Origin of the sequence: Rhizobium sp. BT-226 (genome assembly GCF_025847085.2) — a bacterium.
Classification (GTDB): domain Bacteria; phylum Pseudomonadota; class Alphaproteobacteria; order Rhizobiales; family Rhizobiaceae; genus Rhizobium; species Rhizobium sophorae.
Genome location: NZ_JAOYTI010000004.1, coordinates 290,289 through 308,979, shown reverse-complemented (window position 1 = coordinate 308,979; position 18,691 = coordinate 290,289). Strand labels below are relative to the sequence as shown.

19 protein-coding genes are annotated in these 18,691 nt (G+C 61.2%); 7 read left to right on the top strand and 12 right to left on the bottom strand.

The window, feature by feature from the left end:
- Positions 1–163: 163 nt before the first annotated feature.
- From OIU37_RS25990 to OIU37_RS25970, 5 genes are all read right to left on the bottom strand, one after another.
- A complete protein-coding gene (locus OIU37_RS25990) occupies positions 164–958 on the bottom strand; it encodes an ABC transporter ATP-binding protein (protein WP_171604563.1) in 795 nt (264 codons plus the stop codon).
- Entirely contained in the window at positions 955–1,833 is an 879-nt protein-coding gene (locus tag OIU37_RS25985; RefSeq protein ID WP_017989717.1) for an ABC transporter permease, read from the bottom strand. Before OIU37_RS25985 ends, OIU37_RS25990 begins: the two co-directional genes overlap by 4 nt.
- A gap of 123 nt (positions 1,834–1,956) precedes the next feature.
- The gene (locus tag OIU37_RS25980) at positions 1,957–2,910 is read right to left on the bottom strand and encodes an ABC transporter substrate-binding protein (RefSeq protein ID WP_264259032.1); all 954 of its coding nucleotides are present in this window, start codon (positions 2,908–2,910) and stop codon (positions 1,957–1,959) included.
- Between the two features lie 93 nt (positions 2,911–3,003).
- The gene (gene rlmN, locus OIU37_RS25975; protein WP_094087195.1) at positions 3,004–4,230 is read right to left on the bottom strand and encodes a 23S rRNA (adenine(2503)-C(2))-methyltransferase RlmN; all 1,227 of its coding nucleotides are present in this window, start codon (positions 4,228–4,230) and stop codon (positions 3,004–3,006) included.
- A gap of 246 nt (positions 4,231–4,476) precedes the next feature.
- The gene (locus OIU37_RS25970; protein WP_171604560.1) at positions 4,477–4,986 is read right to left on the bottom strand and encodes an invasion associated locus B family protein; all 510 of its coding nucleotides are present in this window, start codon (positions 4,984–4,986) and stop codon (positions 4,477–4,479) included.
- Positions 4,987–5,322: 336 nt separating this feature from the next.
- Here OIU37_RS25970 and OIU37_RS25965 point away from each other — a divergent pair, with 336 nt between their 5' ends.
- A complete protein-coding gene (locus tag OIU37_RS25965) occupies positions 5,323–5,883 on the top strand; it encodes a sigma-70 family RNA polymerase sigma factor (protein WP_264259031.1) in 561 nt (186 codons plus the stop codon).
- Here the strand turns inward: OIU37_RS25965 and OIU37_RS25960 are convergent.
- Positions 5,880–6,272: a YkvA family protein gene (locus OIU37_RS25960; RefSeq protein WP_171604558.1), complete on the bottom strand. Its 393-nt coding sequence runs from the start codon at positions 6,270–6,272 to the stop codon at positions 5,880–5,882. The genes OIU37_RS25965 and OIU37_RS25960 overlap by 4 nt on opposite strands.
- Before the next feature lie 66 nt (positions 6,273–6,338).
- A complete protein-coding gene (locus OIU37_RS25955; RefSeq protein WP_264259030.1) occupies positions 6,339–6,644 on the bottom strand; it encodes a 4a-hydroxytetrahydrobiopterin dehydratase in 306 nt (101 codons plus the stop codon).
- A 34-nt stretch (positions 6,645–6,678) separates the two neighbouring features.
- Here OIU37_RS25955 and OIU37_RS25950 point away from each other — a divergent pair, with 34 nt between their 5' ends.
- Entirely contained in the window at positions 6,679–7,179 is a 501-nt protein-coding gene (locus OIU37_RS25950; RefSeq protein WP_182208559.1) for a low molecular weight protein-tyrosine-phosphatase, read from the top strand.
- Here the strand turns inward: OIU37_RS25950 and thpR are convergent.
- Together thpR and OIU37_RS25940 are read right to left on the bottom strand one after the other, a co-directional pair.
- Positions 7,086–7,679 carry an RNA 2',3'-cyclic phosphodiesterase gene (thpR, locus tag OIU37_RS25945; RefSeq protein WP_264259029.1) on the bottom strand — a complete coding sequence of 198 codons (594 nt, stop codon included), beginning with the start codon at positions 7,677–7,679 and terminating at the stop codon, positions 7,086–7,088. The two genes, OIU37_RS25950 and thpR, sit on opposite strands and share 94 nt — an antisense overlap.
- 68 nt (positions 7,680–7,747) lie before the next feature.
- On the bottom strand, positions 7,748–8,392 hold the full coding sequence (locus tag OIU37_RS25940) for an arylesterase (protein ID WP_264259028.1): 645 nt from the start codon (positions 8,390–8,392) through the stop codon (positions 7,748–7,750).
- Positions 8,393–8,464: 72 nt separating this feature from the next.
- On the opposite strand from OIU37_RS25940, the gene OIU37_RS25935 reads away from it, so the two are divergent.
- The 4 genes from OIU37_RS25935 (at position 8,465) to OIU37_RS25920 (ending at position 13,282) form a co-directional block, all read left to right on the top strand.
- On the top strand, positions 8,465–9,175 hold the full coding sequence (locus tag OIU37_RS25935; RefSeq protein WP_264259027.1) for an ABC transporter ATP-binding protein: 711 nt from the start codon (positions 8,465–8,467) through the stop codon (positions 9,173–9,175).
- Positions 9,172–11,715 carry an ABC transporter permease gene (locus OIU37_RS25930; RefSeq protein ID WP_264259026.1) on the top strand — a complete coding sequence of 848 codons (2,544 nt, stop codon included), beginning with the start codon at positions 9,172–9,174 and terminating at the stop codon, positions 11,713–11,715. The genes OIU37_RS25935 and OIU37_RS25930 overlap by 4 nt, the downstream gene beginning before the upstream one ends.
- Before the next feature lie 180 nt (positions 11,716–11,895).
- A complete protein-coding gene (locus OIU37_RS25925; RefSeq protein WP_171604552.1) occupies positions 11,896–12,624 on the top strand; it encodes a Bax inhibitor-1/YccA family protein in 729 nt (242 codons plus the stop codon).
- A 109-nt stretch (positions 12,625–12,733) separates the two neighbouring features.
- Complete coding sequence (locus OIU37_RS25920; protein WP_264259025.1) at positions 12,734–13,282, top strand: GNAT family N-acetyltransferase; 549 nt, start codon at positions 12,734–12,736, stop codon at positions 13,280–13,282.
- A gap of 6 nt (positions 13,283–13,288) precedes the next feature.
- Here the strand turns inward: OIU37_RS25920 and OIU37_RS25915 are convergent, their stop codons facing one another.
- The 3 genes from OIU37_RS25915 to acnA form a co-directional block, all read right to left on the bottom strand.
- A complete protein-coding gene (locus tag OIU37_RS25915) occupies positions 13,289–13,690 on the bottom strand; it encodes a DUF2794 domain-containing protein (RefSeq protein WP_171604731.1) in 402 nt (133 codons plus the stop codon).
- Positions 13,691–13,973: 283 nt separating this feature from the next.
- Positions 13,974–14,714: a thioredoxin family protein gene (locus OIU37_RS25910; protein ID WP_264259024.1), complete on the bottom strand. Its 741-nt coding sequence runs from the start codon at positions 14,712–14,714 to the stop codon at positions 13,974–13,976.
- A 237-nt stretch (positions 14,715–14,951) separates the two neighbouring features.
- Positions 14,952–17,642, bottom strand: a complete 2,691-nt coding sequence (acnA, locus tag OIU37_RS25905; RefSeq protein ID WP_264259023.1) for an aconitate hydratase AcnA — start codon at positions 17,640–17,642, stop codon at positions 14,952–14,954.
- A 262-nt stretch (positions 17,643–17,904) separates the two neighbouring features.
- On the opposite strand from acnA, the gene ccmA reads away from it, so the two are divergent.
- Complete coding sequence (gene ccmA / locus OIU37_RS25900) at positions 17,905–18,552, top strand: heme ABC exporter ATP-binding protein CcmA (protein ID WP_264259022.1); 648 nt, start codon at positions 17,905–17,907, stop codon at positions 18,550–18,552.
- Positions 18,553–18,691: the final 139 nt, after the last annotated feature.

Here is an 18,691-nt window from a genome sequence, read left to right as displayed (position 1 = left end):
ACGAGCGGCATATGATCACTGATATCATCTTCTTTCAGCAGAAGATCTGATATTTGGATCGCAGCGCCGCTCGTGTTTCAGCAGCAATTCGCGCGCGGTCGGTTGATCGATCCGCCCGCGGTCGATTGATCGATCCGCCGGGCGTGAAACGATCACCTGCCCGCTAACCGATCAGCAACGCATCATCATCCAGCGTCTGGCCGCGCATCTTGCGGAACATCGCGATCAGATCCTCGACCTGCAGGTTCTTTCTGTTGTCCCCTGCCACATCGAGAACGATCTCGCCGCCATGCAGCATGATCGTGCGATGGCCGTAGTCCAGCGCCTGCCGCATCGAGTGCGTCACCATCATCGTCGTCAGCTTGCGCTCGGCGACGATCTTCTGCGTCAGGTTCATGACGAACTCAGCCATCCCGGGGTCGAGTGCTGCCGTATGTTCGTCGAGCAACAGCACTTCCGATCCCGCCAGCGTCGCCATGACGAGAGAAACGGCCTGCCGCTGCCCGCCGGAGAGCAGATCCATGCGGTCTTTCAGGCGGTTCTCCAGACCGAGATTGAGCTCGGCGATCCGTTCCTTGAAATAGTCGCGCCGCTTGCTGCCGAGCGCCGATACAAGTCCGCGCTTCTCTCCACGCCGGGCAGCCAGAGCGAGATTTTCCTCGATCGACAGGGCGCCGCAGCTTCCCGTCAGCGGATCCTGGAACACGCGCGCAACCAGACCGGCGCGCGCCGCCGTCGATTTGCGTGTGACCTCGTGCTTGCCGATCAGCACTTGCCCTTCGCTCGGAATGACGTCGCCGGCGAGCACGCCGAGCAGGGTCGATTTGCCGGCGCCGTTGGAGCCGATAACCGTGACGAAGGAGCCTTGCTCAATGGTCAGGCTGACGCCGTTCAGCGCCTGCTTCTGCAGCGGCGTGCCGCGCCCGAAAACAACCTTGATGTCCTTGACGCTGATCACGATGCGGCACCTCCGCGAAGGCGGGGAAGGATGAGCGCCACGGTCACCAGCACCGCCGTCACGAAATTGAGGTCGGATGCCTGCAACCCGATGACGTCGCTCGAAAGCGCCAGCTGGATGGCGATGCGATAGAGGATCGAGCCGAGCACGCATCCAACAAGCGCGATCAACAGACCGCGCCGCCCGAGCAGCGTCTCGCCTATGATGACGGCAGCCAGACCGACGACGATCGTGCCGACGCCCGAGGTGACATCGGCAAAGCCGTTTGTCTGGGCAAACAGCGCGCCGCCGAGCGCCACCAGCGCATTGGAGATCGCCATGCCGAGATAGATCTGCCGGCTGGTATCGACACCCTGGGCCCGCGCCATCCTTGCATTGGCGCCGGTCGCCCGCATTGCCAGCCCGGCATCGCTTTCCAGGAAACGCCAGACCAGGATGAGCGCGATGACGACCAGAACACCGACGAAGAGCGGCCGCACGTAGAAATCGCGAAGGCCATGGCCGAAGAACGGGCTGATCATCGTGTCGGCATTGATGAGGGCGACATTGGGTTTGCCCATCACGCGCAGATTGACCGAAAACAGTGCGATCATCGTCAGGATCGAGGCGAGCAAATTGAGGATCTTGAAGCGCACGTTGAGCAGCGCCGTCACCATGCCCGCGGCGGCACCGGCCGCCATGGCGATCAGAGCCGCAAGCCAGGCATTGACGCCGGCAATGATCAGCACCGCCGTCACCGCCGCACCAAGCGGAAACGAGCCGTCGACCGTCAGGTCGGGAAAATCCAGAACTCGAAAGGCGAGATAGACGCCCAGAGCGACGAAAGAATAAACCAGGCCGAGCTCGACGGCCCCCCAGAATGCGATTTGGCTCAAGGCTTTCAGCCCCTTTTTGTGTCCGCTCCGCCCGTCGCGAAACGGAGCCTTTTAATACGAACAACCGCTCCCGTGCAAACGAGAGCGGTTGAATACATCGAAGGCGTTAGAAGTACCGGCCGACTATTCGATGACTTTGTTAGCGCGGGAAAGCACGCTCTGCGGCAGGGTGACCCCCATCTTCTCGGCCGCCGCCTTGTTGACGACGAGGTCGCTGCCGGCGGCAGTCTTGACCGCGATGTCGCCCGGGTTCTCGCCCTTCAACACACGCACGACGATGTCGCCGGTCTGCTTGCCGACATCATAATAGTCGAAGCCGAGGGCGGCGATCGAGCCGCGCGAAACCGAATCCGTATCGGCGGTAAAGAGCGGCAACTTGCTCTCCTCGGCAACCGCGACGGCGCCTTCAAGCGCGGAGATGATCGTGTTGTCGGTCGGAATGTAGATCGCATCGGCGCGGCCGACGAGCGCACGCGCCGCACCCTGGACCTCGGCCGATTTGGTGGCGGCCGATTCGACCACCTTCAGGTCAGCCTTTTCGGCTTCAGCCTTCAACACGGCGAGCAGCGAAACGGAATTCGCCTCGCCGGAATTGTAGAGATAGCCGATGGTTTTCACATCAGGCAGGATTTCCTTGATCAGCGCAAGGTGCTCGGCGACCGGCGACATATCGGAGAGGCCGGTGACATTGCCGCCGGGCTTGTCCATGTTCTTGACGAGCTGGGCGCCGAGCGGATCGGACACCGCCGTGAAGACGACGGGAATGTCACGCGTCGAGGAGACGACCGCCTGGGCCGATGGCGTCGAGATCGGCACGATGACATTGGGCTCGTCGCCGGCGAACTGGCGGGCGATCTGGGCTGCCGTCGCCGGATTGCCCTGCGCCGATTCGAACACGAATTTCAGGTTCTCGCCTTCCTTGTAGCCGGCGGCCGTCAGCGCATCGAGAACGCCCTTGCGCGCCGCATCCAGCGCCGGATGTTCGACGATCGCCGTCACGGCGACGGTGACGTCATCAGCCTTCGCGGGCAGGGAAAGGGCCAAAGTGGCGGCAAGAGCGAGTAAAATCGGGCGCATGGCGATCCTCCTGAATGATTTTGGCGGCACTTTTAGGAAAAGCGCCCCCTGAAATCAATCGCGGAGAATTGTAGCGAGGATCAAACTTGCTGATCAGTCGTCGGCGCCGTGATTGGCGATCATCATCGCCTCGAAGGCCAGGCGCTCGGTCTTGCGCATACGTTCCGATTCCGATTTCAGCTGGCCGCAGGCAGCAAGGATGTCGCGGCCGCGCGGCGTGCGGATCGGCGAGGCATAACCTGCCGAATTGATGAAATCGGCGAACTTCTCGATCTGCTCCCAGTCGGAACACTGATAATTGGTGCCGGGCCAGGGATTGAACGGGATGAGGTTGATCTTCGCCGGCACGCCCTTCAGGAGCTTGATCAGCCCCTTGGCGTCTTCCAGGCTGTCGTTGACATCCTTCAGCATCACATATTCGAAGGTGATGCGCCGCGCGTTCGAAAGGCCAGGATAGGTCCGGCAGGCTTCGATCAGCTCCTTCAGCGGGTACTTCTTGTTGATTGGCACGAGAATGTCGCGCAGATCGTCGCGCACCGCATGCAGCGAAATCGCCAGCATGACGCCGATTTCCTCGCCGGTGCGGAAGATCTCCGGCACGACGCCGGAGGTGGAAAGCGTCACGCGGCGCCTGGACAGCGACAGGCCGTCGCCATCGGTCGCGATCAGCAATGCCTGCTTGACGGCATCGAAATTATAGAGCGGCTCACCCATGCCCATCATGACGATGTTGCTGACCTTGCGGCCCTCGGCAGGCATGATCGTACCCTGCGGCGCTTCACGGTCCGGGAAGTCGCCAAGCCGATCGCGGGCAAGCAGCAGCTGCGAAAGAATTTCCTCCGCCGTCAGGTTGCGCACCAGACGCTGCGTCCCGGTATGACAGAAGGAACAGGTGAGCGTGCAGCCGACCTGGCTTGAGATACAGAGCGTGCCGCGGCCCTCTTCCGGAATGTAGACGGCCTCGATCTCGACGGGACGCCCGGCGCCCCGCGGCGGAAAGCGCAGCAGCCATTTGCGCGTGCCGTCGTTGGAAACCTGCTCCTCGACGATCTCGGGACGTGCGATGGTGAAATGCTGCTTCAGCATCTCGCGCATGTCCTTGGCGACATTCGTCATATGGTCGAAGTCGGAGACGCCGCGCACATAGATCCAGTTCCAGAGCTGCGAGACGCGCATCTTGATCTGCTTCTCGGCCACACCCTTTTCCCGGAGTGCCGCCCCCATCTCCTCGCGCGACATGCCGATCAACGACGGCTTCTCGAGGTTGGCGGACGTGCGCGCCTGCGGCTTGGTGACAACGATCGCATCCATGACGGACATAGGCATTCATCCCGAATTCAAACATGTAGCTGCTCCTCGCAACCCCGCGGACTTCAGCGGTAAGCCGGAAGACCTGCGGGCGCATGACAGCACATCGGCAGAAGTTGAATGGCGGAACGGCGACGGATATCGCGATCTGTCCGCTGTTGCGCGGCCTTTAGCATCATTTTGCCCGCGCGTCACTATAGATGGAAACGACGAGGGCCGGCGCAAGGCCGGCCCTCGAAACTCTGAGAACAAAAAAGCTTACTTGCAGGTTTCGATCTGCTTCAGCGCAGCCGAGATGCCCGAGAGCGAATAGCTGTAGGAGGTGCCGGTGCCCTTGCGCGAAACGGCATTCACCGTCATCGAATGACCGGTCTTCATCGCCGCGACGAGGGCCGGCTCCTGGGCAGCATTCTCGACCCAGCCGGCCTTGTCCTTGGTGAACATCACGAAGGTCTTGTTGTCGATGACGACATTGATCTTCGAATTTTCCTTGACCGTGTAGCCCATCATCGCCTGCGGCTCGTAGGAGATGTTCTGGCCCGGACGCTGAGAGACGATGAAGAAATTGTCGCCGTGGTCGACGCTTGCCGGCTGCTTTGCCGTCGGAACGGACAGCACGTAGCAGACGGTGCTGTTGCCCGACTTGTAGGAGTAGGCGCCCCATGCCTGGAACTGCTGGATGCGGTTCGGCGCAGCCTGCTGCGCTGTCGCAACTCCGGCCATGGTCAGGGTGAGTGCGAGAGCGGATACGATACTTTTTACAAACATGGATTCCTGCCGGTTCTTGCGATTCAAGGCCCGAAGCGATCATAGCGGGCGCCGCATAATCACGATCTGCTTTATTTTGACTTAATTCAGGTTACCAAATGGTCAACAATAGCTGCGATTTGTATCTGCCTGTGTCATTTCAGCTCGAGTGTCAATTTTCGCCCCTTTGACGGTATCGACCGCGACACCGTGCCCCAATGGCACTGGCCGTCCGTTCGGCTGAATTTAAGACACAAAGATTCAGGCAAGAGTTTGACCTTTCCCAAATCCGTTGTACCTCAGTAAGACTTGGAAATCCGGGACGAAATTATTGCCGCAGGGGGCTGGTGAGGAGATATGGATGCCGAGGAAAGACAGCGTTTCGCTGCCCTCGCGAAGGCCGTCGCGGACGATCGCGATCAGCAGGCCTTTTCCATCCTGTTCGACTATTTCGCACCCCGCCTGAAGGCCTGGCTGATACGCCATAGGATGACATCAGGCGAGGCCGAGGAACTGGTCCAGGAGATCATGATCGTTCTTTGGCACAAGGCAGAGCTCTACGATGCCACGCGATCATCCCTCTCGACCTGGCTTTTCCGCATTGCCCGCAACCGCCGCATCGACATGCAGCGCCGCACCAACACCCGCATCCTCGATGAGACCGATCCAGCCCTGCAGCCGCCGGCCGATATCGGCGCGGAAGAAATCATCGCCAATGACGATCGCGACGCCAAGATACGCGCCGCCGTCGGCCAATTGCCGGAGGAGCAGCGCGACATGCTGCGCGCCGCCTTCTTCCTCGGCCAATCGCATTCGGAGATCGCCGAATCAACCGGGCTGCCGCTCGGCACGGTGAAGTCGCGCATCCGGCTTGCCTTCGGCAAACTCCGCAAGGTGCTGGAACGCGAAATCGCCTAAATCGTCTTCATTGCTTCTTCCGGCCGGTCGGCAAGAACGCGGTCGGCCGCTTCGTAATGGCCCGGCCGGATATGACCGCGCACCATGGCGAAAGCGGCCGAAAGCACGGCGATGTCGTCGGAAAAGCCGATGACGGCGAAAATATCCGGGATCATGTCGACCGGCATGACGAAATAGGCGAGTGCCGCAAGCAGCACGCCGCGCACCTTCGTTGGCGTCTGCGAATCGAGCGCACAATAGAAACCGGCGACCACATCGCGCGAGAACGGGATCTGCCGCACCGCCCGCCGGAACGTCGGCCAGAATTTCTGCCTGACGGTTTTCTCGCGCCGGCTCTGGGTGTCCTCGTCGCCCGGCAACAGGATTTCCCCGAATTTGACCTCGTCCATCCCTGCATCCCTTTCGTCCAAGCGAACATATGGTGATGGCGGACCGGCTTTCAATCGGCCCCACTGTCAAACGACACGTCGCGCCGCAGCCTTCTCCATGGCTTTGGCGAGCTTGAAATCCAGCTCCGTCAGTCCGCCGGCATCATGCGTGTTCAGCGTCACATCCACCCTGGAATAGACGTTGAACCATTCGGGATGGTGGTTGAGCTTCTCGGCTGCGAGCGCTGCCTGCGTCATGAAGCCGAAAGCCTCGACGAAATTTGCGAACTTGAATGTCTTCGATATCGAAGAACCCACATCATTGAGCACCCAGCCCGCAAGCTCGACCAGTTGCGCCTCAACCGCTGCCCGTTCCAGTCTTTCCATTTTCATGCCATGGTCCTCTCATCTTCCGACAGGTTTACCGATGAAACGCATCAGCATCCTCTTCGTTTGCATGGGCAATATATGCCGTTCTCCGCTCGCGGAGGGAATTTTTGGCGATCTCGTCGCCGAGGCAGGCTTGAGCGGCGGCTTTACGGTCGATTCCGCCGGCACCGGCGGCTGGCATGAAGGCGAGCCGCCCGACCGGCGTTCGATCGCCATCGCGAAAAGTCACGGCATTGACATATCGGGACAGCGCGCCCGCCGCGTCCAGCCGAGGGATTTCAGGGATTTCGATCTGATCCTTGCCATGGACCGCGACAACCTAGCGGCGCTTAGCAAGAGCGCACCGCCTGGGGCGAATATCCGTCTCTTTGGTGACATCGCGCTGGGAACCGGAGAGGAGATCCCCGATCCCTATTATGGCGGCCCGGGCGGTTTCGAGCTGGTCTATACCAGGCTCTTGACCGGCTGCAACAGCCTGCTCGAAACGCTGGGCGTCGAGCGCGCCTCGTGCAACGGGAATACTTCCTCGGTGAGGTAAGGCCCGCCGCCGACCGATTCGCGTGACGAAAGCAGCACGAAGCGCGGTGCGGTGAAGGTCGCGGTGTGGAAGTTGCCGCGTCCCGCCAGATATTGCACGACATCGTCGAGCCGCGAGGATTTGAGCCTTGCCAGCGTCACATGCGGCGTGAATTTGCGCGGATCCGGCGGCAGGCCGATGCGCTGGCAGATCCGCTCGATCTCGCCCTGCAGGGCATACATTTCAGGCGATTGCGAGACGCCGGCCCAGACCGAATGCGGCTTCTTCGAGCCGAACGAACCGATGCCTTCAAGCCGGAACTGGAATTCCGGCCGGTCGATCCGGTCGAGGCGTTCAACGATTTCATCGGCCGTGCGGCCGTCGACATCACCGATGAAGCGCAGAGTAATGTGGTAATTCTCCACATCGATCCATCGTGCTCCGGGGAGGCCACCGCGCAGCAATGAAAGACTCATCGCCGCATTGCGCGGAATTTCGAGGGCGGCAAACAGTCTCGGCATCACGAGCACTCCCCGAATCTTTTGCAGGTGCTCACACGGAATCACGCAATCAACAACCGCGCAAGCCCCTATTTCTTCACAGAAGAAATCGTTTCGACGAAATTTGTGACAGCAGGCTCCATCTTTTCGACCATGACGTCGACCCCTTTCGCATTTGGATGCATGCCGTCCTCAAGCTTCAAGCCAGCCTCCAGCGCAACGCCGTCAAGGAAGAAGGCATAGAGGGGAAGCCCATGTTTTTCCGAGAGTTTCTGATAGATCGGGTTGAATCGTGCGGCATAATCCGCCCCCATGTTCGGCGGTGCTATGATTCCGGCGAGCAGCACGGCAATCCCACGCTCCTTTAGCCGGGTAATCATCTGATCGAGATTCTTCTCGCTCTCCTCCGGCGGGATGCCGCGCAACGCATCATTGGCGCCAAGCTCCAGAATGACACCATCGGTGCCGTCGGGCACCGACCAGTCGATGCGCGCAAGCCCCCCCGTCGTCGTGTCGCCGGAGACACCGGCATTGGCGATGGTGACGTCGAGCCCCTTCGCTTTCAGCGCCGCCTGCAGCTTTTCCGGAAAGCCGTCGCCGGGCGGCAGCTGATAGCCCGCCATCAAACTGTCCCCGAAACCGACGAGATTGATCGTCCGGGCATTTGCTGCAGTGGCAAAGATCAGCGAGACGGCGATGACGGTGAATTGAAGGGCGGCAACTTTAAATCTCATCCTGGTTTCCCTAGATTGGCGAGGTGCCGTTATGCGGCCTTTCGATTACCGACTTATATAGGGCGATTTCTGTTGGCAAAAACCATTATCGAGTTGAAGGGCGCCGATCTGACCCTTGGCAGCGCAGCCGCCTCCGTCCATGTGCTGAAGGGCATCGATCTCGATATCGATGCCGGCGAATCCGTCGGCATCGTCGGTCCTTCCGGTTCCGGCAAATCGACCCTGCTGATGGTGCTCGCGGGGCTGGAGAAACTCGACAGCGGCGAGATCCATATCAACGACACGCCGCTCCATAGCCTCAGCGAGGACCAGGTCGCCGATTTCCGTGGCCGCAACATCGGCATCGTCTTCCAGTCCTTCCACCTGATCGCCAACATGACGGCGCTGGAAAACGTCGCTGTGCCGCTCGAGCTCGCCAATGTCGGCAACGCCTTCGAGATCGCTCATCGCGAGCTGAAATCGGTCGGCCTCGGCGAACGGCTGAACCACTATCCCGGCCAGCTTTCCGGCGGCGAACAGCAGCGCGTGGCGATCGCCCGGGCGCTCGCCCCCTCGCCGGCGCTGCTGATCGCCGACGAGCCGACCGGGAATCTCGATACCGAGACCGGCCGCCAGATCGCCGACCTCCTGTTCTCCAAGCAGGCCGAACGTGGCACGACCCTGCTTCTCGTCACCCATGACGTCTCGCTTGCAAACCGCTGCTCGCGCCAGATTCGGGTCCGCTCCGGCAGGATCGAAGGCGACAGCGCCGCCGCCCGCCGCAGCGAAGCGGCGATCGCATGAGGATCATCACGCCACGCGTTTCGCTCGCTTTTCGCCTGGCGCTGCGCGAGTTGCGCGGCGGCATCCGCGGCTTCTACATCTTCCTTGCCTGCATCGCGCTCGGCACCGGCGCCATTGCCGCCGTCAATTCCGTTTCGCAGTCGATCACCGACACGATCGCCTCGCAGGGGCAGGAACTGCTGGCCGGCGACGTCCGCTTCGAGCTCAACAACCGCGAAGCCACCCCTCAGGAAAACGGCTTCCTCGAAGGCCTCGGGACCGTTTCGGTGTCGACAGGCCTGCGCTCGATGGCTCGCAAGCCCGACGGTTCCGATCAGGCGCTGGTCGAGGTCAAGGCCGTCGATGACGCCTACCCACTCTACGGCAAGTTCGTGGCCGAGCCGGACTATCCGCTTGCGGCACTGCTTTCGGGCCAAGGCGGCACCTATGGTGCGGTCGCAGCCCCACTGCTTCTCGATCGGCTCGGGCTTGCGGTCGGCGACGAATTGCTGCTCGGCAACGTCAAGCTCAGCATCACCGGCACGGTGAAAACCGAGCCGGATGCGCTGTCGGAAGGTTTTGGCTTTGCGCCGCGTCTGCTCGTCAGCCGCCAGGCGCTCGAAGCCTCCGGGCTGATCCAGACGGGAAGCCTGGTCGAACATGCCTATAAAATCCGGCTGGAAGACAAGGCCGCGATGTCGGGCATCCAGGCGCGCGCCTCCAAGGAATTCCCCTCCGCCGGCTGGGCGATCCGCACCAGTGACCGTGCCGCACCCTCGCTCACCGAAAACATCACCCGCTTCTCGCAGTTCCTGACGCTGGTCGGCCTCACCGCGCTGATCGTCGGCGGCGTTGGCGTCGCCAATGCCGTGCGCGCGTTCTTGGATGCCAAGCGCACCACCATCGCCACCTTCAAATGTCTCGGTGCGCCGGCGCAGGTCGTCGTCCTGATCTATCTCTTCCAGATCGCCATCATCGCCCTCGGCGGCATCCTGATCGGCCTCGTCATCGGCGCCCTGTCGCCGATGTTAGCCGCGCAATTCCTGGCGCAATTCCTGCCGGTCTCGACGACGCCGACCCTCTATCCCGGCGCCCTGCTGCTCGCCACGCTCTTCGGCATCCTGACGACGCTCGCCTTCGCCATCCTGCCGCTCGGCCACGCCCGCGAAGTGCCGGCGACCGCACTCTTCCGCGAGCAGGGCTTCGAGGCCCGCCACCTGCCCTCCTGGCCCTACATCCTGCTTGCCGCCCTGTTCATGGCCGGCCTTGCCGGGCTTGCCATCCTCACCGCCTATGACCGCTTCATCGCCGTCGTCTTCATCGGCGCGATTGTCTTCGCCTTCGTCGTGCTGCGCCTGGTCGCCGCGCTGATCGCCTGGCTTGCGCGCCGCAGCCCGCGCGTCAATTCGCCGGCATTGCGGCTTGCGATCGGCAACATCCACCGCCCCGGCGCCCTGACCCCCTCGGTCGTGCTCTCGCTCGGCCTCGGCCTGGCATTGCTGGTGACGCTGACGCTGATCGACGGCAACCTGCGCCAGCAACTGACCGGCCGCATGAACGAGGGTGCGCCGAACTTCTTCTTCGTCGATATCCAGAGCGCCGAGGTCGGCGCCTTCCGCGATCTCGTCCAAGGCCAAGCGCCGCAGGGCAAACTCGTCGAAGTGCCGATGCTGCGCGGCCGGATCATCGCCTTCAACGGCGAGGACGTCAGCAAGATGAACGTGCCGGCCGCTGGCCGCTGGGTGCTGAACGGCGATCGCGGCATCACCTATTCCGAAACCCTGCCGGAAAACGCTGCCCTCACCGAAGGCAAATGGTGGGACAAGGATTACAGCGGCGAGCCGCTCGTTTCCTTCTCCTCGGAAGAGGCGCATGAACTCGGCCTCAAGCTCGGCGATACGGTGACCGTCAACGTGCTCGGCCGCAACATCACGGCAAAGATCGCCAATCTACGGCGCGTCCAATGGGAATCGCTGTCGATTAATTTCGTCATGGTCTTCTCGCCGAATACCTTCCGCGGCGCCCCGCATGCGTGGCTGGCGACGCTGACAGATCCTTCTTCGACACCGGCCGAAGATGCAGCGATCCTGAAATCCGTCACCAACACCTATCCGACGATCACCAGTGTGCGCGTCAAGGACGCGATCGATATCGTCAACCAGCTGGTCGCACAGCTTGCGACCGCGATCCGCGCCGCAGCCTCCGTCGCCCTCATCGCCTCGATTCTCGTCCTTGCCGGCGCGCTTGCCGCCGGAAACCGGGCGCGCACTCACGATGCGGTGGTGCTGAAGACGCTCGGCGCCACGCGCGCCATGCTGATCCGCGCCTTCAGCTACGAATATCTGATCCTCGGGCTTGCGACCGCAATCTTCGCGTTGATCGCCGGTAGCGTCGCCGCCTGGTTCATCGTCGCCCGCATCATGCGTCTGCCGTCGACCTTTCTGCCCGACGTGGCGGGACTGACGCTTGTGACCGCGCTGGTACTCACCGTCGGCATTGGCCTGATCGGCACCTGGCGCATCCTCGGACAGAAGGCAGCCCCCGTCTTGCGCGAGCTTTGACCGGGCAGCGGCACCCAAACCCTTCACCTTACGGCGATTTAACCGACAGAGCCTTTGCAAGCCTCTTGTTTGCAAAGGGCGAAAGCCTCATATTATCCGCAGGCATGCTGGAGCTCCGCAGCGGCGCCCGGGTCGAAAACCCCGACACCGTATCTCCATCGGAGCTTGTAAGAGGAAACTATGGCTGATCTTCGTAACTATCAAAGCCGCGCTCAGACCGGCGAGATGATTGATCAAGGCCTGCGCGCTTATATGCTCAAGGTCTACAACCTGATGGCGCTGGGTCTGGCGATCACCGGTGTGGCCGCATATCTGTCGTTCCAATTCGCCTTCGCCAATGGTGAGCTGACCGCTTTCGGTCAGGCGATCTATGTGAGCCCGCTGAAGTGGGTGGTCATTCTGGCGCCGCTGGCTCTGGTGTTCTTCCTGAGCTTCCGGATCCATAGCATGACGGTGGCCGCCGCCCAGACGACCTTTGCGGTCTACGCGGCGCTCGTTGGCCTGTCGCTCTCGTCGATCTTCCTGATCTACACCGGCCAGAGCGTCGTTCAGACCTTCTTCGTCACCGCCGCCTCCTTTGGCGCGCTGTCGCTTTACGGCTACACGACGAAGCGTGATCTGTCGGCGATGGGCTCGTTCCTGATCATGGGTCTCTTCGGCCTGATCATCGCTTCGCTGGTCAACATCTTCCTGGCCTCGTCCGCCGTGCAGTTCGCGATCTCGGTACTCGGCGTGCTGATCTTCGCAGGCCTCACCGCCTACGATACGCAGCGGATCAAGGAATTGTATCTGGAAGCCGATGACGTCGCCGTCGCCGGCCGCAAGGCGATCATGGGCGCGCTGACGCTCTATCTCGACTTCATCAACCTCTTCATGTTCCTCCTGCAGTTCATGGGCAACCGTAAATAAGCAGGGCAGACTGAGATGGAAAAGGCGGCTTCGGCCGCCTTTTTTGTTGCGCGGGCTTTCACGGAATGGTTTTAGAAAGCCCTTGCCGCCCTTATGGATATACTGCCGAATGTCCTTCCTCCTGCGCGATGCTTCGAACGCCGATATTCCCGCCATTGCCGATATCTATCGCGAATCCGTCCTGAACGGCGTCGCGAGCTATGAGATCGTCCCGCCCTCCGAGGCCGAGATGGCACTGCGTTTTTCGGCGATCGTCGGCCAGCAATATCCCTATATTGCCGCAACCGATGCGGATGGAACTCTGCTCGGCTATGCCTATGCCTCAGCCTTTCGCACGCGCCCTGCCTATCGCTGGCTGGTCGAGGATTCGATCTATCTGGCGCCGCAAGCCCGCGGCCGCGGCATCGGCAAGGCGCTGCTCGCCGAACTGATCATCCGCTGCACCACCCTCGGCTTCCGTCAGATGGCGGCCGTCATCGGCGGCGCCAGCCCCGCATCGATCGCGCTTCATCGCACGGCCGGCTTCGAGGAGGTCGGTCTGATGAGGGGCACCGGCTACAAGCACGGCCGCTGGCTGGATACGATGTTCATGCAGCGCGCGCTCGGCGAAGGCATTTGCACCGATCCGGACCCCTCCGTCTATCCCGGCACGCTGTAATCCGGCTTACTTGTCGACGAGCTTCAGGGCCTTGTCGAACACCTTCAGCACCTGGTTCAGCTCGTGACCGCGCTTCAGGATCGTACCGTTGGTGTTGATGACGGAATAGGCACCCTGCTTGGCGGCGAGCTTCGGGTTTTTCTCGATGCGGAAGAGCGGCATTTCGCCGGAACGCTTGAAAACGGAAAAGACCGCCCTGTCCTTCAAGTGATCGATAGCGTAGTCGCGCCATTCACCATCACCGACCATCCGGCCGTAGATCCAGAGGATCGCGTCCAGTTCGCGCCGGTGAAAGGTCACCGGAAGCGGGTCCTTGCTTTGCTTGTATTCCTTGAGATCGACGACGACTGAGGAACTATGGTCGACGGAACGGCTTTCGCCGTGTCGCAAATCCGGCTGATCTGTCATCAGTCTCACAAGGCCTCCGCGTGTGACAGGAGGGTGACAGTTTGCCCGAGCCGCCGCAAATTGCAAGAGTACCAGCCGTCACATTCGGCCGCACCTGATAGCGCTACCGCTTTCTCCGCAGCGCCGCATTTCAGTCAAAACAGCGCCTCATTTGCAGGAGAATTATGAATCCCCGGTTTGGCGCCAGCGCGCCAAAGGGCCCGGCGGAGCGTATCGACCTTAACCCCAGCCCCGAATACGCTCAGCCGGGCCGCCCGGTTCTTCATCCGTACCGGATGAAATTTCAGATATTTTTGCCAGCCATGACCACGGTCGCGCCAAGGATCGCGGCCGGGTCGCCGTCTGCGGTCGCCGATTGCAGCAGGATGGCGCAGCCCTCGAGCTGCGGCCGCTGCAGGACGCTGGCCGGCAGCGTCAGACTGGTTGCCTTGCCGTCCCACATGCCGACGGTTTCGACATTGGTGACGCTGTGCAGATAGGAGAGCTTCTGGCCGCTGTTCTCGCCTTTTTCGACGTCGATCGTCTTTTCCTTATCGAAATAGACCATCACGACATTGGCTTTGCCCTGTCCCGCGCCGATCTTGATCTCCAGCTCGTCGCCGCGCATCGCGGCGCTGATCGGAACGGTCAGCCCATTGCCTTCGCTGCTATAGGTGTCGATCTTGGTGTTGATGCCATTCAGATCGGCGCCGGCCAAATGGTCGCGTCCGTTGACGATGGCTTGCGGCGTGTAGACGTTGCTGCGGCCCATCGTCTTGGCATAGCCATACTGTCGCTCGGTATTTTCCTTGGAGCTCAGCGTATCGGCCCAGCCGAGATAGTTCCAGTAATCAACATGATAGGCGAGCGCGATGACATCGCCCTGGTTCACCAGCTTGCGAAAAGCGGCATCAGCGGGAGGACAGGAGGAGCAGCCCTGCGACGTGAAGAGTTCGACGACACCTTTCGGCGTGCCGTCTTCGGCCTGCAGCGGGCCCGACAGAACAACGCCGGCGATTAGCGGAAGCATAAAACGGGGGGACATTCACCTGCACCTCTTTTTCAGCGCCGACGGCATGTTTGAACCGGCGGCCCTGACATATGAACGTACGAATAATCCTTCCGGGTCCAAACGAAAAGTCACGAACGGGTGAGACGCAGCTCGACCGGAACTTGCGTAAAACAAATCATCGTGAGCCCGTCCAAATACTATCGTCGCACCAAAGAAAAGCCGCCGGGAGATTGCTCTCCGGCGGCCATTATCATGGGAGTCTCTTAAAAATCAGGCAGCTAGGTCGCGCAGAACCGTCTGCAGGATACCGCCATTGTTGAGGTAGATCACCTCGTCGAGCGTATCGACGCGCGACAGCAGCGGAACCTCCTTCACGGTGCCGTCGCCATAGGTGATCCTGGCGATCTTCTTCTCGCGCGGCTTGATCTTTTCCAGACCTTCGATGGTGACGAGTTCGTCGCCCTTGAGGCCGAGGCTCTGCCAGGTCGTGCCCTCTTCGAAGACGAAGGGGATGATGCCCATGCCGACCAAGTTCGAACGATGGATGCGCTCGAAGGACTGAGCGATCACTGCCTTGACGCCGAGCAGGTTGGTGCCCTTGGCAGCCCAGTCGCGTGAGGAGCCGTTGCCGTATTCGACACCGGCGAAGATGACGAGCGGCACGCCTTCCTGCTTATACTGCATTGCGGCGTCGTAGATCGAGGTCTCTTCCTTCGACGGGTAGTGGATGGTGTAGCCACCTTCCTTGCCGTTCGGGCCGAGCATGTGGTTGCGGATGCGGATATTGGCGAAGGTGCCGCGCATCATCACTTCATGGTTGCCGCGGCGCGTGCCGTACTGGTTGAAGTCGGCAACGGCGACGTCATGGCCGATGAGGTAGGCGCCGGCCGGCGATGCGGCCTTGATCGAACCGGCAGGTGAGATGTGGTCGGTGGTGATCTTGTCGCCGAACAGGCCGAGAACGCGGGCACCCTTGATGTCGGAGACACCGGTGCCCTTCTTGCCCATGCCGACGAAGTAGGGCGGGTTCTGAACATAGGTCGAATTGTCGTCCCAGGCATAGGTCTGGCCCGGCGGAACCTGAACGGCCTGCCAGTTGACGTCGCCCTTGAAGACATCGGCGTACTTGGATTCGTAGAGCTCGCGGGTCACGTATTTCAGGATGAATTCCTGGACTTCCTTAGAGGTCGGCCAGATGTCCTTGAGATAGACCGGGTTGCCGCTCTCATCCTCGCCGATCGACTCCTTGGTCAGATCCTTTTGCACCGTGCCGGCAAGCGCATAAGCAACGACGAGCGGCGGAGACGCCAGGTAGTTCGCCTGCACGTCAGGCGAGATGCGGCCTTCGAAGTTGCGGTTGCCGGAGAGAACGCCGGAAACGATAAGGCCCTTGTCGTTGATCGTCTTCGAGATCGGCGCCGGCAGCGGACCGGAATTGCCGATGCAGGTGGTGCAGCCGAAGCCGACCAGGTTGAAGCCGAGCTTGTCGAGGTCGGCCTGCAGGCCCGACTTGGCGAGATATTCGCCGACGACTTGGCTTCCCGGTGCGAGCGAGGTCTTCACCCACGGCTTCGTCTTCAGGCCCTTGGCAACGGCGTTGCGGGCAAGAAGGCCGGCGGCGATCAGTACTGACGGGTTGGAGGTGTTGGTGCACGAGGTGATGGCAGCGATGGCCACGTCGCCATGGCCGAGATCGAAATCCGTGCCTTCGACGGCGTAGCGATTGTTCAGCTGGCCGGGCTTCTTGTAGTCGGCATCCATGGAGCCGGCAAAACCGGTCGCGATGTTCTCAAGCGAAATGCGGCCTTCCGGACGCTTCGGGCCGGCCATCGACGGCACGACGTCGCTAAGATCGAGTTCCAGCGTATCGGTGAAGACGAGCTCGGAACCGTCGCCTTCGCGCCACATCCCTTGCGCCTTCGAATAGGCCTCGACGAGGGCGATCCGGTCATGCGTGCGGCCGGACATAGTGAGATAGTTGATGGTTTCGCCGTCGACCGGGAAGAAGCCGCAGGTGGCGCCATATTCCGGGCCCATGTTGCCGATCGTCGCGCGGTCGGCGAGCGGCATGTTGTCCATGCCGGGGCCGAAGAATTCGACGAACTTCGAAACGACGCCCTTCTTGCGCAGCATCTGCACGACGGTGAGGACGAGGTCGGTCGCCGTGACGCCTTCCTTGAGCTTGCCGGTCAGCTTGAAGCCGATGACTTCGGGCAGCAGCATCGAGACCGGCTGGCCGAGCATCGCAGCTTCCGCTTCGATACCGCCCACACCCCAGCCGAGAACGCCGAGACCGTTGATCATCGTCGTGTGGCTGTCGGTGCCGACGCAGGTATCCGGATAGGCGATCGTCTCGCCGTCTTCTTCCTTGGTCCAGACGGTCTGGCCGAGATATTCGAGATTGACCTGATGACAGATACCGGTGCCGGGAGGCACGACGCGGAAATTCTTGAAGGCCTGCTGGCCCCACTTCAGGAAGCGGTAGCGCTCGCCGTTGCGCTGGTATTCCAGCTCCACATTCCTGGCGAAAGCCTGCGGCGTGCCGAATTCGTCGACGATGACGGAGTGGTCGATGACGAGATCGACGGGAACGAGCGGGTTGATCTTCTCGGGATCGCCGCCAAGCGACACCATCGCGTCGCGCATCGCGGCAAGATCGACGACGGCGGGAACGCCGGTGAAGTCCTGCATCAGCACGCGCGCCGGGCGATAGGCGATTTCGTTTTCGACCGCACCCTTATTATTCAGCCATTCGGCAACGGCCAGGATGTGCTCCTTGGTGACCGACTGGCCGTCTTCGAAGCGCAGCAGGTTTTCGAGCAGCACCTTCATCGAATAGGGAAGCTTCGACACGCCGGCCAGACCGTTTGCCTCAGCCTTGGGCAGGCTGTAATAGACATAGTCCTTCCCGTTGACGGAAAGCGTGGAACGACAATTGAAACTGTCAAGAGATTTAGACACGAGATACCCCGTTTCTGATAGCCAACACAGTCGTGCGAACGCCTATGCACTTAATGCACATCAGGATGCGGGTACGGCCATTTCCGCTGTCCGCACGTGGAACAGACGCTCCAAGTTCGGCGCAAGGATGAAATTCACGCCGACCGCTGGCGTGGTTGCAGGTCTTATAGATAATTTCCTAAAAACTTGCCATACCCGAGCACAGTCAAAATCGGACATTTTTTGACCCCGCCGCAAGCCGAAACCAGGAAAGAGCCGACGCATGCATCTCACCGCCGAAAATCTGGCTGCAAGGCGCGGTGAGGATCTCATTTTCGTTAACATTTCCTTTCACTTGGCGGCCGGCGAGGCGCTTGTCCTGACTGGCAGAAATGGATCGGGAAAGTCCACTTTACTGCGTGTCGCCGCCGGCCTGCTGAGGCCGGAAAAAGGCACTGTCATCTTCCGCGACGGAGAGGGCAGGGAAGACCGACATCCCGGCGAGGTCAGCCACTACCTCGGCCATAGAAATGCGATGAAGAATGAACTTACGGTTGCAGAGAACCTCGATTTCTGGCGTGCTTTTCTCGGCAACACAGGCGGCGCTGACGCCCTCTCCGTAGGGGACGCCGCCGAAGCGGTCGGTCTTTCGGGAATCACCCACCTTCCCTTCGGGTATCTCTCCGCCGGCCAGCAGCGCCGGATAGCCTTCGCCAAACTGCTCGTCGCTCACCGGCCGATCTGGATCCTCGACGAACCGACCGCGGCACTCGATGCCAGCGCCGACCGGCTGCTTGCCGATTTGATCGCGGCGCATCTGGCAAAGGGCGGCATGGTGCTGGCGGCAACACATCAGCCGCTGGGGCTGGAGAATGCACGGGAGTTGAAGATGACGGGCTTTGCCGGCGTGGATCAGGGGGTGTGGGGTTGATGTTTCTCGGTGTAGTTACCCCCCTCTGCCCTGCCGGGCATCTCCCCCACAAGGGGGGAGATCGGCTGGGGTCGTGCTCTTGCCCTGATCAAACGTCGCAGATGGCCGCAGCTGCTTGGCGCGCGATCAAGATTTCGCA

Excerpts from the sequence above, each read along its gene's own strand:
- OIU37_RS25920 (WP_264259025.1), top strand. The coding sequence starts at position 12,734 with ATGTCCTTCCTCCTGCGCGATGCTTCGAACGCCGATATTCCCGCCATT.
- OIU37_RS25925 (WP_171604552.1), top strand. The coding sequence starts at position 11,896 with ATGGCTGATCTTCGTAACTATCAAAGCCGCGCTCAGACCGGCGAGATG.
- OIU37_RS25980 (WP_264259032.1), bottom strand. The coding sequence starts at position 2,910 with ATGCGCCCGATTTTACTCGCTCTTGCCGCCACTTTGGCCCTTTCCCTG.
- OIU37_RS25950 (WP_182208559.1), top strand. The coding sequence starts at position 6,679 with ATGAAACGCATCAGCATCCTCTTCGTTTGCATGGGCAATATATGCCGT.
- OIU37_RS25930 (WP_264259026.1), top strand. The coding sequence starts at position 9,172 with ATGAGGATCATCACGCCACGCGTTTCGCTCGCTTTTCGCCTGGCGCTG.
- ccmA (WP_264259022.1), top strand. The coding sequence starts at position 17,905 with ATGCATCTCACCGCCGAAAATCTGGCTGCAAGGCGCGGTGAGGATCTC.
- OIU37_RS25955 (WP_264259030.1), bottom strand. The coding sequence starts at position 6,644 with ATGAAAATGGAAAGACTGGAACGGGCAGCGGTTGAGGCGCAACTGGTC.
- OIU37_RS25960 (WP_171604558.1), bottom strand. The coding sequence starts at position 6,272 with ATGGACGAGGTCAAATTCGGGGAAATCCTGTTGCCGGGCGACGAGGAC.
- OIU37_RS25965 (WP_264259031.1), top strand. The coding sequence starts at position 5,323 with ATGGATGCCGAGGAAAGACAGCGTTTCGCTGCCCTCGCGAAGGCCGTC.
- OIU37_RS25915 (WP_171604731.1), bottom strand. The coding sequence starts at position 13,690 with ATGACAGATCAGCCGGATTTGCGACACGGCGAAAGCCGTTCCGTCGAC.
- OIU37_RS25910 (WP_264259024.1), bottom strand. The coding sequence starts at position 14,714 with ATGTCCCCCCGTTTTATGCTTCCGCTAATCGCCGGCGTTGTTCTGTCG.
- thpR (WP_264259029.1), bottom strand. The coding sequence starts at position 7,679 with ATGCCGAGACTGTTTGCCGCCCTCGAAATTCCGCGCAATGCGGCGATG.
- OIU37_RS25940 (WP_264259028.1), bottom strand. The coding sequence starts at position 8,392 with ATGAGATTTAAAGTTGCCGCCCTTCAATTCACCGTCATCGCCGTCTCG.
- OIU37_RS25970 (WP_171604560.1), bottom strand. The coding sequence starts at position 4,986 with ATGTTTGTAAAAAGTATCGTATCCGCTCTCGCACTCACCCTGACCATG.
- rlmN (WP_094087195.1), bottom strand. The coding sequence starts at position 4,230 with ATGTCCGTCATGGATGCGATCGTTGTCACCAAGCCGCAGGCGCGCACG.